14 protein-coding genes and 1 pseudogene are annotated in these 12,852 nt (G+C 62.4%); 12 read left to right on the plus strand and 3 right to left on the minus strand.

Annotated elements, in window-relative coordinates; genetic code table 11:
• Window positions 1-839 (plus strand): LysR family transcriptional regulator (locus tag PMI34_RS04995; protein ID WP_008052939.1); only part of this gene is annotated, 839 nt, incomplete at its 5' end.
• Window positions 840-921: 82 nt separating this feature from the next.
• Here the strand turns inward: PMI34_RS04995 and PMI34_RS04990 are convergent.
• From PMI34_RS04990 to gspG, 3 genes are all read right to left on the minus strand, one after another.
• Window positions 922-1,425, minus strand: coding sequence for a hypothetical protein (locus tag PMI34_RS04990; protein ID WP_008052941.1), 504 nt, complete (start codon window positions 1,423-1,425; stop codon window positions 922-924).
• Window positions 1,426-1,581: 156 nt separating this feature from the next.
• Window positions 1,582-2,769, minus strand: coding sequence for a type II secretion system F family protein (locus PMI34_RS04985; RefSeq protein ID WP_032829851.1), 1,188 nt, complete (start codon window positions 2,767-2,769; stop codon window positions 1,582-1,584).
• A gap of 14 nt (window positions 2,770-2,783) precedes the next feature.
• Window positions 2,784-3,218, minus strand: coding sequence for a type II secretion system major pseudopilin GspG (gene gspG, locus PMI34_RS04980; RefSeq protein ID WP_008052943.1), 435 nt, complete (start codon window positions 3,216-3,218; stop codon window positions 2,784-2,786).
• 207 nt (window positions 3,219-3,425) lie between these two features.
• Between gspG and PMI34_RS04975 the strand changes: the two genes are divergently transcribed.
• The 11 genes and pseudogenes from PMI34_RS04975 to PMI34_RS04925 form a co-directional block, all read left to right on the plus strand.
• Window positions 3,426-4,034, plus strand: coding sequence for a lytic transglycosylase domain-containing protein (locus PMI34_RS04975; RefSeq protein ID WP_008052944.1), 609 nt, complete (start codon window positions 3,426-3,428; stop codon window positions 4,032-4,034).
• A gap of 200 nt (window positions 4,035-4,234) precedes the next feature.
• Window positions 4,235-4,891, plus strand: coding sequence for an SCO family protein (locus tag PMI34_RS04970; protein ID WP_008052945.1), 657 nt, complete (start codon window positions 4,235-4,237; stop codon window positions 4,889-4,891).
• A gap of 59 nt (window positions 4,892-4,950) precedes the next feature.
• Window positions 4,951-5,247 (plus strand): annotated as a pseudogene (locus tag PMI34_RS04965) (hypothetical protein); the annotation flags it as partial.
• A 9-nt stretch (window positions 5,248-5,256) separates the two neighbouring features.
• Window positions 5,257-6,807: a cytochrome c/ABC transporter substrate-binding protein gene (locus PMI34_RS04960; RefSeq protein WP_008052948.1), complete on the plus strand. Its 1,551-nt coding sequence runs from the start codon at window positions 5,257-5,259 to the stop codon at window positions 6,805-6,807.
• Between the two features lie 389 nt (window positions 6,808-7,196).
• Complete coding sequence (locus tag PMI34_RS04955; RefSeq protein WP_008052950.1) at window positions 7,197-7,730, plus strand: response regulator; 534 nt, start codon at window positions 7,197-7,199, stop codon at window positions 7,728-7,730.
• 84 nt (window positions 7,731-7,814) lie between these two features.
• The gene (locus tag PMI34_RS04950; protein ID WP_008052951.1) at window positions 7,815-9,521 is read left to right on the plus strand and encodes a GspE/PulE family protein; all 1,707 of its coding nucleotides are present in this window, start codon (window positions 7,815-7,817) and stop codon (window positions 9,519-9,521) included.
• A complete protein-coding gene (locus tag PMI34_RS04945) occupies window positions 9,502-10,305 on the plus strand; it encodes a hypothetical protein (RefSeq protein WP_008052957.1) in 804 nt (267 codons plus the stop codon). Before PMI34_RS04950 ends, PMI34_RS04945 begins: the two co-directional genes overlap by 20 nt.
• Window position 10,306: 1 nt before the next feature.
• Window positions 10,307-10,852 (plus strand): PilN domain-containing protein, encoded by a 546-nt coding sequence (locus PMI34_RS04940; protein ID WP_008052959.1) that lies wholly within the window; start codon window positions 10,307-10,309, stop codon window positions 10,850-10,852.
• The gene (locus tag PMI34_RS04935) at window positions 10,839-11,387 is read left to right on the plus strand and encodes a GspMb/PilO family protein (RefSeq protein ID WP_008052960.1); all 549 of its coding nucleotides are present in this window, start codon (window positions 10,839-10,841) and stop codon (window positions 11,385-11,387) included. Before PMI34_RS04940 ends, PMI34_RS04935 begins: the two co-directional genes overlap by 14 nt.
• Window positions 11,387-11,905 (plus strand): hypothetical protein, encoded by a 519-nt coding sequence (locus PMI34_RS04930; protein WP_008052961.1) that lies wholly within the window; start codon window positions 11,387-11,389, stop codon window positions 11,903-11,905. The genes PMI34_RS04935 and PMI34_RS04930 overlap by 1 nt, the downstream gene beginning before the upstream one ends.
• A partial coding sequence (locus tag PMI34_RS04925) for a secretin and TonB N-terminal domain-containing protein (RefSeq protein ID WP_008052962.1) occupies window positions 11,902-12,852 on the plus strand: 951 nt, incomplete at its 3' end. The genes PMI34_RS04930 and PMI34_RS04925, both read left to right, overlap by 4 nt.

Genomic DNA, 12,852 nt, shown 5'->3' on the forward strand with positions numbered 1-12,852 from the left:
CGGCGGCCGCCGATCAATTGGGGCTGTCCAAGCAGTTTGTCAGCCGCCGCTTGATGCAACTCGAAGAGCGTCTGGGTGTGCGCTTGCTCAATCGCTCGACCCGGCGACTGGACGTCACGCCGCTGGGGCAGAGCTATTACGAATCAGCCTTGCGCCTGCTCAGCGAAGTCGAGCAAGTGGAGCAGGGCATCGCCGGCCAGACCACCGAGCCACGGGGGACCATTCGGGTGAGTGCGCCGCTGTCGTTCGCACTGGCGCATCTGGGGGGCCTGTTGCCGGTGTTTTTGCAGCGCTATCGCGACGTGTCGGTGGAGATGGATTTGAGCGATCGTCCCGTGGATTTGCTCGGTGAGGGCTACGACCTGGCGCTACGCATCGGCACACTGGAAGACTCGACACTGATCGCCCGACGCATTGCCTCCATTGAACGGGTGTACTGCGCAAGCCCGGCGTACCTGAGCGAACGCGGCACACCGCTCAAGCCTGAAGACTTGCACGGTCACGACTGCTTGCCGTACGGCCACGGTCGACAGGTGCAATGGCGGTTTGCGGGGCAGGGCAAGCCGCTGACTGTCAACGTCACCGGGCGGATGCGGGTCAACAACGGCGAGGTGCTCAAGGACGCGGCGATCGCCGGGCTGGGGGTCACGTATTTGCCGACGTTCATTGTCGGCTCGGCACTCAAGGATGGACGGCTGGTGGAAGTGCTGGAGGATTTTTGCCCCGGACCGCTGACGCTGTCGGCGGTGTATCCACAGCATCGTCAGAGTTCGCGGCCGGTACAGGCGCTGGTCGGGTTCTTGCGCGAGGAACTGGATCAGTCTGAGGGTGGGTTGTAAGGAGATGGTCCACACAAAACCCTGTGGGATCGCCGCACCGCCGCTCCCACAGGGTTTTGTGTTGTATGGGAATCAGTGTAAATCAGCTCCTTTTGTCATCCCCGGGTTCGGCATGAACGCCACGGTCATCACCGGGCTCGCCATTGGCATGAACGCCACGGTCATCGCCGGGCTCACCATTGGCATGGACGCCATGGTCATCCCCGGGTTCATCATGGGTGCCGCTGCGTCCTGAGGACGAGGTGGATCCGGAGTGGCTCGAACCGCTGTTGGCACTGCCATGGCCACTGTTGCTGCCATGGTCGCCGCTGTGGCCGCTGCCGCTGTTGCCGCCACTGCCGCTTCCACCGTGACTACCGCCACCGCCACCGCTGCCGCCTCCACTGCCGCCGCTGCCTCCACCGCTGCCACCACCACCACCGTGACTGCCTCCGCCGCCACCACCACTACCGCCACCACCGCCACCACTACCCCCATCCTTGGCCTGAGCACTGGAAACTCCGGACAGGCTGTCCGGAATCAACACGGTAGACGCCGACAGAACCGCGCCAATAGCTACTGCCAGTAAAAGCTTATTGATGAGCATGTCGTTCTCCGTCTTTTGATTCAGATTGGAACGTTGATGAGTATTGCAATGTGCTGCTTTTTTTCCCCATGGGAACTCGATGAACAGTTCAGCGAACCGATTTATTCGGCTGGAACATTGAAAAAGCGACGTACAGCCGGGCCCTGTTTCAGAGGGTCAGTGAATGCTCGAGGCCAACTCGAAAATCGGGATGTACATCAGGATCACGATCACCCCGATCAACAGGCCGATGAAGGTCATGAGCAAGGGTTCGAACAGCCGCACGAACCATTCGATCCAGCGGCTGATTTCTTCGTCGTAGAAGTCGGCGCTGCGCTCCATCATCTGCCCGAGGTTGCCGGACTGTTCGCCAGCGCGCAGCAGGCGCAGGGAAACGGGGGTCACCAAGTGATTGAGTTCCAGCGCGGCAGAGAGTGATTGCCCCTCGCGCACCCGGTCGCAGGCCTGGTCCAGGCGCGTGCGGGAGGCGACGCTGAGCAGGCCGCGGACCATGCCCATGGCGGTGACCAGGGGGATGCCGCCTTGCAGCAGAATCCCCAGCGAGCGGTAGAAGCGCGCTAATTCATACATGAAAATGCGCTGGTGCACCGCGGGGAGCTTTTCGATCAGGCGGTCCAGCCCCCGACGAAAGGCCGGCTGGCGCTGGAGCAGGGTGAGGGCGACGATGATGGCCAGCAAGCCACCGAAGAACTCGCCCTGGTGGGCGTGCAGGAACATGCCGCTGCTCATCAGGATCTGCGACATCCATGGCAGGTTCGACCCCAGCCCTTCAAATACCAGGCTGAAGCGCGGTACGACATACCCCATCAAAAACAAAACCACGCCACCGCCCACCACCAGCAGCAGCAAGGGGTAGATCGACGCGCTGATGATCTTCTGGCGAACCTCGTCCATGCGCTGGCGATAGCTGACATAGCGGCCCAGGGCATCGCCCACGGCGCCGGTCTTCTCGCTGGACTGCACCAGCGCTACGTACAGCGGCGGGAACACCGCCGCCAGCTGCCCCAAGGCCTGGGAAAACGATTTGCCCTCGTACAGCAGGCGGACCAGTTCGTTCAAGGTTTTGCGGGCCTGTGGCGCGTTTTCCTTTTCCGCCAGGCTTTCCAGCGCATCGATCAACGGCAGGCCGGCGTTGAGCAAGGTGGTCAGCTCCTGGCTGAACAACACCAGGTTGAACGTCTCGCGCTTGTGCAGGCGCAACGCGCGCCAATGACGTTCGGCGTGCAGGCTGACCACCCGCAGGCCCTGGTCTTCGGCGATGCGCCTGGCTTCGCTGTGCCCCGGTGCCTCGACGGTCATCGAGACCACACCGGCCTTGCCAACGGCCTTGAGATGAAAGCGCATGGTCGCCATTCCCGTCAGTTCCAGTTGGTGACTTCGGCGTTCTCGCCTTCGCCACCGGGCTGCCCGTCCTTGCCCATGGACAACAGGTCGTACTCGCTGTTTTCACCGGGATAGCGATAGGTGTAGTTGTGGCCCCAGGGGTCTTGCGGGAGTTTTTTCTGCAGGTACGGGCCGGTCCAGCGCGGTTCGTCGGCAGGGGCGGTGACCAGCGCCTGCAGGCCCTGTTCGGTCGATGGGTAATGGCCGACCTCCAGGCGGTAAAGGTCCAGGGCTTTGCTCAAGCCTTCTATTTGCGCCTTGGCCACTTTCACTTCGGAACGACCGAGTTGGGCGAAATACTTCGGCGCCACGATGCCGGCCAGCAACCCCAGTACCACCAGCACCACCAACAGTTCGAGCAAGGTGAACCCGCTTTGGATTCGCCGGGCATAACACAGTCGCTGATTCATGATGACCTCATAACAGTCGGCAGCAGAGTTGCCATGTAGTTGCTGATTAACAGCATGCAATTGCCATGCTCACGATTGCTGACCTTTGTGCACCCCCCGTTCTACGGGCTTTCTCGCTTGCGGCACAGTGCTTGCGTATGGCTGGTGCACGACTGGCCATTGGGGCAATACCCCCAATTTTCGGGGCCGGGAAGGGGAGGTATAACAATGAAAACACTCACCACCGGATTGCTGGGTCTTCTTGTGTTGGCCGGTGCCGCACAGGCCGATGTGTTTGTTTCCGTGGACGCCAATGGCAGCTACGTCCTGTCCAATGTCCACCGCCCCGGACGCCACTATGAACGGGTGATTCGTGAGCCCGATGCGGCGGTGGTCAGCCTCGATCAGCAACCGCAGATGATCGCCGCGCAACCCTATGCCGAGCTGGTGGCGGCGGCGGCCACGGCCAACGAACTGCCGGCGGCGCTGATTCATGCAGTGATCAAGACCGAATCGCGCTACAACGCCCGCGCCACCTCACCCAAGGGCGCTCGCGGACTGATGCAACTGATGCCCGCCACCGCCCGCGAAATGGGTGTGACCAATGTCTACGACCCCAAGGCCAACATCCAGGGCGGCGCCCGCTATCTCAAGCGCCTGATGACGATGTTCGACAACGATATCCGCCTCGCCGTGGCGGCCTATAACGCCGGCCCGCAAGCGGTGCTCAGCCGGGGCAACGAGGTCCCGCCGTTCGCCGAAACCCAGCGTTATGTGCCCAGCGTGCTGAACCAGTATCGGCGTTTGCAGGGGCTGCCCGCGGATTCGCCGCTGTGATCGAAAGCCCGGGGAATTTTCCCCAATAGTGGGGAATGGTGGCCCCGGAGAAAAAGTGGGGGGACTGGGTGGGGAATATCCCCCCGATCTATCCAGTCGTGACTATAACAAGCTGATTAATAACGTATTTTTTTGTGGCATGCGGATTGCTCCGGTCGATTTGTCGAGAAGTGGCGATATACCACCAAGAGGAAACAGACATGGACCGATTCGCGTATCGCGGCCTGCTGACGTTCTGCCTGTTGGCCTTCGGTATCGACCAGGCGCTGGCTCACTCGATGGACGAGCACACCGGGCACGACATGACGGCCAGCACCGCCAGCCCGGAGACCGCCCGGATCAGGTTTGCCGACGTGGCCCTGCTGGACCAGAACGGCAAGGTCGTCAGCCTGGAAAAAGACCTGGTGGGCAACAAGATCGTGGTCATGGGTTTCATCTACACCAACTGCACCACGGTCTGTCCGGTGGTGTCTTCGATCATGGGCCGGGTGCAAAAACAGTTGGGCGCGCGGGTCGGCACCGAGGTGCAACTGGTGTCGATCAGCATCGACCCGCAGCGTGATGATCCCCAACGCCTGAACGACTACGCCCGCACCTTCCAGAACGGGCCGGGCTGGAGCTGGCTGACCGGTTCACCGCAGTCGGTCGATGCCACCCTCAAGGGCCTGGGCGCCTACAGCGGTGGCTTCGAGAACCACTCGCCGCTGATTCTGGTGGGGGACGGCAACAACCGTATCTGGACCCGCTACTACGGTCTCACCGACCCGACGGAGCTGGCCCGGGCCGTCGAGAGGCTCAGGGGTGAACGCAACGCCCACGCCAAGCACACCGCCATCGCCATGGAGCATCAGCCATGAGCGCCTTCGACAGGAAAACCTGCTTCCCCGACACACCCTTGCACGACCAGAACCGCAGCACCTCTATCTCCCTTACCAGTGATCCGCTGCGCAACACTGCGGCGGTACTCAAGGCTTGCACCTTGAAACAGGGCATCGATGGGCCCCACTGGTTTTTTCTTACCGACGACAAGGTGCAAAAGGACCTTGTATGGGGTCGCATCGACCAGATCGTGCCGCCCCCCGCGCAACACTCCACCCGGTTGATCGTCAGTGACGTGGCGAGCAAGTGCTGGAGCAAAATCCGTCCCGCCGCCCCGGCCGCCGCCATTGCCCAGCGCTTGCAGTTGCTGACAATGCCCGTGGCCGGCCGCTGAGCCACGGCCATGAATACTGCCCTCGTCCTTGGCCTGCTGCTCTTCGGCGGCATCGCGCTCACGGCCCAGGCACTGCCGCTGAGCCTCAGTGAAAGTGCCGGTAAACGGCTGTACCACGAAGGTGTGTCGGCCAGCGGCGATCCGGTCATGGTCCGGGTCGGCGCAGCGGGCATGCTGCTGCCGGCCACCCGCCTGCCGTGCGCCAGTTGTCATGGCGAAGATGGCCTCGGACGCCCGGAAGGCGAGGTGCAACCGCCGGACCTGCGCTGGTCGCGACTGGCCAGCAGCCAGGGCCAGCAGCACATCAACGGCCGCAGTTATCCGGCCTACAGCGAAAGCACTTTGGCGCGGGCGGTGCAGGAAGGGCGCGACCCGGGCAACAATCGGCTCGATCCGACGATGCCACGGTTCGTGCTGTCGATGACCGATCAGCGCAACCTCACGGCGTACCTCAAGCACCTGGCCGAAGACCGCGTTCCGGGCCTGGCCCCCGACAGTCTGCACCTGGGCACGTTGTTGCCCGGTTCCGGGCCCTTGGGCGAGGAGGGCATCACGGTGGCGGCGGTGCTCAACGGCTGCGTGGCGCGCATCAACGAGGCCGGCGGAATTCATGGCCGGCAGTTGCGCCTGACCATCCTTGACCCCGGCGTCGACCGCGTCAGTGCCGAAAAGGCGCTGGACCGCTTGATCGATGAAGAGCAGGTGTTTGCCCTGATCGCACCGCTGGCACCGGCATTGGACGTGAGCTTCGCCGTGCGTCTGGAACGGGCCGGCATTCCCCTGATCGGGCCGCTGTCCTTGCAGGGCACGCCCCACGCCAGCCCGCAGATATTCGAACCGCTGCCGGGCCTTCGAGAGCAATTGATCGCCCTGGCCGACTACGCCAGTGCCAGCCTGCGGGTGCTTCAGGGGCCGACGCTGATCGCCTACCCGGACGAACCCGGCCAACGACTGGCGGCGCAGGAACTCGGCAAGTACTTGCAGGGGCACGCCTGGCAAAAGGTGCGCCTGCAAGCCTATGACCCGGCCGGGGATGATTTTCCCCTGGGGTCGCGCTCGGTGTTCTACCTGGGCAGCAGCAGCGGCTTCAGTCGACTGGCCGAGCGCTTGCAAACGGCGGGGCAGGTGCCTTACCTGTTCGCCGCCTCGAACCAGGTGGCGGGCAATCTGATGCAGGTGCCCAGCGGATTTTCCCGGCGGGTGTTCCTGGCCTTTCCGTTCGTGCCCAGCGACTGGACCCTGGCCGGGCGTCTGGCCTTGACCCAGTTGCGCGAACATCAGGGTCTCGGCGGCCAGCACGCGGTGCTGCAAGTGGGCGCGTTCAGTTCGATGATGCTGCTCAGCGAAGGCATGAAGCAGGCCGGGCGCGATGCCAGTCGCGAGAAGCTGGTCAGTGCCCTGGAAGGCCTGCATGACTTCGATACCGGGCTGACGCCGCTGATGAGCTTTGGTCCGGGCCGGCGCCTGGGCTTGAGCGGTGCCCATATCGTCACGGTGGATCTGCCGGATCAGCGTTTCTACCTGGTCGCGCCCTATAAACCCATTGCTGCCAAGCCCTGACCGGAGGCCGATCATGAAGCTCGATTGCGCCCGGTATATCCTGATCAAGGTCGCGACCGGTGCGGACACTTCCACAGGCGAAACCGTGGGGCTACGCTTAACCGCAATGAGGGCATCGGTGCCATTGCGCTCGCGCAATAGAGTCGAGCGGATTTACGATCAATAGGGGGTTTCCCCAACAGTGGGGGGAAAAACTCAATGCCAATCCAGTCGCTTTCCCCGTTTTTGGGGGATGGAATTGCGGTACGAAATGGCATTGTTTTTAAATTCAAGGACATGAAGACCTAAAATTACCGGCACCCAGCCTGGCATGAAGTGTGCGTTAGTCCTGTCAGGGCGCGCACTCCGTCAGGTTCAATACCCGGATCTGCGGTTTCAAGGAGTCCACCTTGTTAAACAAAGTACTGGTTGTTGATGACGAACAGTTGCTGGCGGAAAACCTCCAGGGTTACCTGCAGGCGCAAGCACTGGAAGTCCGGATTGCCCACGACGGCGCGCAAGGAATCGCTGAAGCTGACGATTTCGCGCCCGATGTGATGGTGTTCGATTACCGCTTGCCCGATATGGAAGGCTTTCAGCTGCTCGATGTCGTCCGCCAGAACAGGAAGTGTCATTTCGTGCTGATCACAGGGCATCCAACCGCAGAGGTTTGCGAGCGGGCCCGGCAACTGGGCGTCAGCCATATCCTGTTCAAACCGTTTCCATTGGCGGAACTGGCCCGTGCGGTGCTTGATCTTCTAGGGGTAAAGCGCGATCCCAAAGCTGGGATGAGCACGTCCGAAGGCTTCGTCGAACGACGCCAGAGCAAGACCGAGAGTTTCCCGCTGCAGTTGTACGACGGTAGCTGGGTGCTGGCAGATCGCCGAAAAAGTACATCGGCCTCCATGGCGCCAGACGACGAACAATTGCTCACCGGGGAGTAGTGGCGCGACAAGACGTTCCGGCCTCCGCCGAAATGGCTCGCCGCGTCGACAGGGCCCAAAGCCCCGGGCGTTGGAGAGCAAGCCATGGACCGTCTATCCCTTGCCGTAGAACCGGCGCAACCGGAATGTGCACCGACTCGTTTCAGCAGTGAACAACTGGCCCAGGCCCGAGCCCTGGCCACCAGTTCCGGCGAGCGGATGCTGGACGCCCTGGGGGGGCTGTGCGAACTGGCTCCCATGCCTTTCATTCAATGCCTCGGCGTAACCCTGCACTACCCGGTGCTCGACACCGACAGCCTGTTCAATTCCACCCCGGTATTCGACCGGGTGACCCTGGCCCAATGCCTCAAGCGCGAATTCATCCTGCTGCGTCATAACGATGCGGTCATCGGTGTGTTTGCCGACCCCTTCGACAGTGCACGCCTGGCCTGGATCGATGAATGTCTGCAAGGCGCACCGCTGTACCTGGTGCATGCCGATGACCTGAAGGCCTACCTGGCGCGTCACGAAGAAAGCTTCCATGCGGTGGAGTCGCTCAACGCCCAGAGCGACGCCGGCGCCGAAATCGATAACCTGCAAAGCCTGTCCCTGACCAGCATCAGCGAAGACTCCAGCGTCGTGGTCAAACTGGTCAACTCGACCCTGTACGACGCGCTGAAAATGCACGCCAGCGACATCCACCTCGGCACCACCGGCAGCGGCCTGGTGATCAAGTACCGGATCGACGGTGTGCTCAACAACATCAGCAAGATCCAGGGCAGCGAGTTCGCCGAGCAAGTGATTTCCCGGGTGAAGGTCATGGCCGAACTGGACATCGGCGAAAAACGCGTGCCGCAGGATGGCCGTTTCAAGATCGGCATCAGTGGCCGGCAGATCGACTTCCGGGTGTCGATCATGCCGAGTATCTTCGGAGAAGACGCGGTGCTGCGGGTTCTCGACAAACAGGACCTGGCGGACAAGGTTTGCGGCGTGCAGCTGCAGGCCCTGGGCTTTGAAGAGGAAACCCTGCGCCAGTTGCGCCGGCTGGCCGCCGAACCCTATGGCATGGTGCTGGTGACCGGGCCGACCGGTAGCGGCAAGACCACCACCCTGTACGCCATGATCACCGAGATCAACCACGGCGTGGACAAGATCATCACCATTGAAGACCCGGTGGAGTATCAATTGCCGGGCGTACTGCAAATCCCCGTCAACGAGAAGAAAGGCCTGACGTTCGCCCGGGGCCTGCGTTCGATCCTGCGCCATGACCCGGACAAGATCATGGTCGGTGAAATCCGCGACCCGGACACCGCACAGATCGCCGTGCAATCGGCGCTCACCGGCCACCTGGTGTTCACCACCATCCACGCCAACAACGTGTTCGACGTGATCGGCCGATTCACCCAGATGGAAATCGATCCCTACAGCCTGGTCTCGGCACTCAATGCCGTGCTGGCCCAGCGTTTGATCCGACTGGTCTGTACCAGTTGCAGCAGCCCTTACAGCCCGACGCAAGAAGAGCTGGAGGTCTCGGGGCTGGATCCGCAAAAGGTCGCTCACTACCAGTTCGTCCACGGCAAGGGCTGCGGGCATTGCCGTGGCACCGGTTATCGCGGGCGTAGCGCGATTGCCGAACTGCTGCACCTGGACGACGAATTGCGGCAAATGATCGTCGAGCGCCAACCCATTTCGAAAATCAAGGCGCACGCCTGCAAACGTGGCTTGCGCCTGTTGCGCGAGTCGGCGCTGGAGATGGTGGAACAGGGCCGGACGACGCTCGAGGAGATCAATCGTGTCACTTTTATCTCGTGAGCAATTTGTCGCCGTGCTCGGCGCCAGCGGTGTTGGCCTGGGGCAGCGGCAAGGCGCTGCAACCCAATGGCTGGGCAGCGTCGGCTACATCGACGAAGGCTTCCAGGCCTGGACGGTGGCCCTCGATACCCTCGACCGTTTGCTGGCCGAACACAGCGTTGCCAGGGCGGAACTGACCGTGGTGATCTCCGGGCACTTCAGCCGCTATTGCCTGGTGCCCTGGAGTGAGCAGATCGACAGCCCGGCCGAATTGCAGGGCTTCGCCCAACTGTGCTTCGAAGACCTCTACGGTGTCCCGACGCAGCCCTGGAGCCTGGTGCTCTCGGCCGAACCCGCCGGTTACGACCGCATCGCCACCGCGCTGCCACAGGACTTGCTCGAACGCCTGCGCGCTCTGGTTAGCGCTCGCGGTTTGCGCCTGCGTTCGGTGCAGCCGTACCTGATGACGGCGTTCAACCATTTCGATAAGAGCTTTGAGGCCGGGGACTTCCTGTTCGTGGTCGCCGAACCGGTACGCAGTGTGTTGCTGTTGGCCCGGGAAGGGCGCTGGGCCTCGGTGCGTTCGGTGGGCAGCAGCGACAGTGATGCCGCGCTGACCGCGCTGATCGGTCGTGAACACCAGTTGCAGGCTTGCACCAGCGAACGACCGTTGAATGTCTACCTGCATGCACCGGCGCGTATCGATTCGCCACCCGACGTGCCCGGTGTGCATCTGCGCACCCTCGAAGAAGACCGGACGGCCGTACGCGATTGCCTGTACGTCATGTCTCGGGCGGTGGCCTGACATGCGCCCCCTGATGCTCGACTTTCAGCCGCGCCGCCGTGCAGGCCCTCTGGGCTGGAGCCTGCTGGCCGGTGGCGTGGTGCTGACACTGACTTGCCTGCTGGTGCAACAGCACTTGAGCAACGAGGCCGAACAACAGCAAGGCCACCTGCAAACCACGCAGCGGGTGCTCACCGGCGATACCGGCAGCAAGCTCAGCCTGACCCCGGCGCAAATCCGCGAGCAGGCGCAGAACCTGGCGGAAATGCGCAAGGTCTCCCAGCAGTTGCGCCGCCCCTGGGAGCGCCTGTTCGCCACCCTCGAAGCCATGCCGCGGGACAACATTGCCCTGCTGACCCTGACCCCGGACGCACGCAAGGGCCAGCTGCGGATCAGCGCCGAGGCGCTGGACCTGGAAGCCATGCTCGATTTCCACCGCCGCCTCGAAGCCAGCGACGAGCTGTCCGACGTGTCGCTGCTGAGCCACGAAATTGTCGCCAACGTGCCGGAGCATCCGGTGCAGTTCAACCTGTCGGCTACCTGGGAGATCGGCGATGCAACTCCATAAATTGATTGTCCACGAATACCTGCAAGGCCTGGGCGTTCCGGGGCTGGCAGGGGCGGCCATGCTGGTGCTGGCGCTGGGCTATGGCCTGGTGGGGTTGCTTCCGGACTGGGAATCGCTGCAAAGCCTCAGCCAGCAGACTCGCGAAGCCACCGAGTATCTGGCCAAGGTCGAAGACGGCAGCGTGGCCGCGCCGGTGGTGCCGCAGCGCCAGCTCGACGATTTTCGCAGCAAGTTGCCATCCCAGCCCCAGGCCACCGTGGCCATCGACAAGATCTACGCCCTGGCCGCCCAGGAACGCATCACCTTGTCCCGGGGTGAATACTCCCTGGGCGTGGACCCCAAGACGCACCTGGCCCGTTATCAGATTCTGCTGCCGGTACGTGGCAGCTATCCGCAACTGCGGCGTTTCCTGCACGCCTTGCTCGGCCAGTTGCCGGCGGTGGTGCTGGAGGATGTGGAGCTTCAGCGCAAGACTATCGCCGATACTGAGCTGACCGGGCGGATCCGCATGACCCTTTACCTGTCGAGGTCATGATGAATACCAAACGCGTGGTGGGTTGGGTGGCGTTCCTGGGTGTTGCGGCAGCGCTCGCCTGGCTCCCCGAATACTTCAAGCAGACTGACGATAGCGACCTTGCGGTGACCACCCTGGCAACGTCAGCCAAGGGCAAGACCCCTGGCGCATCGACGGCTGCATCGAGCACCGCTGCGCTGGCGCCGATCAAGGACCTGAGCCCGGCAGGCGACCTGTTCGCCGCCCGCAGCTGGATAGCGGCGCCGGCCCCCGGCACCGTCACTGAACAACCGGTAGTCGTTACGCCGGTGGTGCAAGTCCCCACTGCACCACCGTTGCCCTTCCAGTTCGTCGGCAGGCTGCATGACCGTTCCGATCTGCAGGTGTTTTTGCAGGATGGCGAAAAAATATACGTCGTGCGCAAAGGGGATGTCATCGACGAAACCTGGCGGATCGAGCGGATTTCCGACAAGGAACTGAGCCTGGTCTACCTGCCTCTGCGTTTGGCGCAGACCTTGTCTGTGGGGAGTACGGAATGAACAAATCCCGTTTGCTGATGAGCCTTTTTCTGTGCGCAGGGCTGGCCGCATGCAGTTCGGCGCAGGTCGCCAGGGATGAAGCTTCGGCCCTGATCGAATCGGGCCAGTACGAAGCCGGTCTGGCGCGCATCGAAGAGGGATTGCGGGAAAACCCTCGCGATACCGAATTGCACATGGCTCTCAACAGCGGACGGGCCCTTGCCGTGACGTCGTTGCTCTCCCAGGCCGACATGGACCGGGCCCAGCGTAATTTCGCCGGGGCCCGCATGACTTACAGCCGGGTCTTGAACATCGAACCGAACAACCGTCGTGCCCAGGATTCCCTGCGCCAGCTCGACTACCTGCGCAGCATGGATGAGAAACTCGAACTGGCCCGTGGCGACCTGCGTCGCGGTGACATCTACGGTGCCGACCGCCAGGTCAAACAGATTCTCGAACTGGATCCGAAGAACGACGGCGCCCTGGAACTGCAAGACAGCATCCGCCTGGTGCAGAGCCGCAACGTGGTGCAGTACCCGCAACTGCGTACGCGCCTTGACCGGCCGGTAACCCTGGAATTTCGCGACGCCAACCTCAAGACCATTTTCGAAGTGCTGTCCCAGGTCGCCGGCCTGAACTTCATCTTCGACAAGGACCTGCGTCCGGACATGAAAGCCACGATCTTCGTACGTGACGTGCGTATCGAAGACGCCGTGGAACTGCTGCTGCAACAGAACCAGCTGCATCAGAAAGTGGTGAATGAAAACACCGTGCTGATCTACCCGGACTCGCCGCAGAAGATCAAGGATTACCAGGAGCTGGTGATGCGCACCTTCTACCTGACCAGCATCGATGCCAACACGGCGCTGAACATGATCAAGACCATGCTCAAGACCCGCGACGTGTTTGTCGATGAGCGCCTCAACACCCTGACCATGCGCGATACCGGTGACGCGGTGCGCATGGCG

This window comes from Pseudomonas sp. GM74 (assembly GCF_000282455.1).
Classification (GTDB): domain Bacteria; phylum Pseudomonadota; class Gammaproteobacteria; order Pseudomonadales; family Pseudomonadaceae; genus Aquipseudomonas.

Bases quoted from the DNA above. Each gene is read 5' to 3' on its own strand.
- PMI34_RS04990 (WP_008052941.1), bottom strand. From the start codon at position 1,425: ATGCTCATCAATAAGCTTTTACTGGCAGTAGCTATTGGCGCGGTTCTG.
- PMI34_RS04985 (WP_032829851.1), bottom strand. From the start codon at position 2,769: ATGCGCTTTCATCTCAAGGCCGTTGGCAAGGCCGGTGTGGTCTCGATG.
- gspG (WP_008052943.1), bottom strand. From the start codon at position 3,218: ATGAATCAGCGACTGTGTTATGCCCGGCGAATCCAAAGCGGGTTCACC.
- PMI34_RS04975 (WP_008052944.1), top strand. From the start codon at position 3,426: ATGAAAACACTCACCACCGGATTGCTGGGTCTTCTTGTGTTGGCCGGT.
- PMI34_RS04970 (WP_008052945.1), top strand. From the start codon at position 4,235: ATGGACCGATTCGCGTATCGCGGCCTGCTGACGTTCTGCCTGTTGGCC.
- PMI34_RS04960 (WP_008052948.1), top strand. From the start codon at position 5,257: ATGAATACTGCCCTCGTCCTTGGCCTGCTGCTCTTCGGCGGCATCGCG.
- PMI34_RS04950 (WP_008052951.1), top strand. From the start codon at position 7,815: ATGGACCGTCTATCCCTTGCCGTAGAACCGGCGCAACCGGAATGTGCA.
- PMI34_RS04940 (WP_008052959.1), top strand. From the start codon at position 10,307: ATGCGCCCCCTGATGCTCGACTTTCAGCCGCGCCGCCGTGCAGGCCCT.
- PMI34_RS04935 (WP_008052960.1), top strand. From the start codon at position 10,839: ATGCAACTCCATAAATTGATTGTCCACGAATACCTGCAAGGCCTGGGC.
- PMI34_RS04930 (WP_008052961.1), top strand. From the start codon at position 11,387: ATGAATACCAAACGCGTGGTGGGTTGGGTGGCGTTCCTGGGTGTTGCG.